2 protein-coding genes are annotated in these 987 nt (G+C 29.9%); both read right to left on the bottom strand.

Going from position 1 to position 987, the window contains the following annotated elements:
- Nucleotides 1-121: 121 nt before the first annotated feature.
- The gene (locus RM539_RS19860; RefSeq protein WP_311505161.1) at nt 122-676 is read right to left on the bottom strand and encodes a hypothetical protein; all 555 of its coding nucleotides are present in this window, start codon (nt 674-676) and stop codon (nt 122-124) included.
- On the bottom strand, nt 677-859 hold the full coding sequence (locus RM539_RS19855) for a hypothetical protein (protein ID WP_311505160.1): 183 nt from the start codon (nt 857-859) through the stop codon (nt 677-679).
- Between the last annotated feature and the right edge of the window lie 128 nt (nt 860-987).

The raw sequence follows: 987 nt of genomic DNA, 5'->3' as shown, positions 1-987 counted from the left end.
AGTGTAATTTTAGAAACCAATAAAGAAAATAACTAAGCCGACAAGTCCGCGTCCTTACTCCCGCAACTTGCGATAACCATAACCGTTACAAGCAAACTTTTTAGAAGATTCTGCTTTAATATTATTCAATATCCAAGATATTCTCGTAATGATTTACGATTATAGATTTTACCTTCTTTTCATATTTTTTAGTATCTCCTACATTTTTGTTGATTAAAGAATATGCACTAGCTTTTTTATAAGCTGTGTGCACAAAAACTTGATCTCCGATTAATTGAGGAATATGATACTTATATAATTTATAGCGTTGATTATTAGCATAACCCTCTACTTTATTAGAATAAGGATCTATAGTTCTAGAACCTATAAATCCAAAAGAAGCATTAGGATAATCAGTTAAAATATAAGGTATAGCTTTAGCACAAGTCACAAGAATATTTGCTACATCTCCCTTATTAATTACGATATTATATTTTCTATCACTCCTTTTGTGTTTTTTAGCATAAAACTTAATAGCAAAAAATTCATGAGAATGACGTTCTGCTCGAACTATATAATGTAATTTTACTTTTGGAGAGAAGAACTTAAAAATCCAAGTTCTATCATGGCAAGCAACATAGGTAGCCGGTTCTTCTTGAATAAAGTTTAGAGGATAACCAGTCTGAGTAATTAACATTTAGGGAACCAACAAAGGTGTTTTATCACTTTTATTGAAGTGAACAACCTCTTTACCATCAGATAAAGCTTTCTTAAGAGAAACAGATTTTGCTTCCCTTACAGAAACCCAGCCAAGTCTATCTCCTTTAGTTTTAAAAGAGGTAGATTTTTTACCTTTGAAATGGACGTTCTTTTTAAACATAATAATGTAATATTGAATAATGTTGTGTAACAACATGACACAAATTTACAAGAATTGAACCATAATTGTATCGGACAAACAATATTTAGAATGGTTCTAAATAAATAATAGATTAAAAACCAGCTTGT

The sequence above is a fragment of the Autumnicola musiva genome (assembly GCF_031846585.1).
Taxonomy (GTDB): Bacteria; Bacteroidota; Bacteroidia; order Flavobacteriales; family Flavobacteriaceae; genus Autumnicola; species Autumnicola musiva.
The sequence above is the reverse complement of the archived record's forward strand: the minus strand, read 5'-3'. Positions and strand labels throughout refer to the sequence as shown.

Bases quoted from the DNA above. Each gene is read 5' to 3' on its own strand.
- RM539_RS19860 (WP_311505161.1), bottom strand. From the start codon at position 676: ATGTTAATTACTCAGACTGGTTATCCTCTAAACTTTATTCAAGAAGAA.
- RM539_RS19855 (WP_311505160.1), bottom strand. From the start codon at position 859: ATGTTTAAAAAGAACGTCCATTTCAAAGGTAAAAAATCTACCTCTTTT.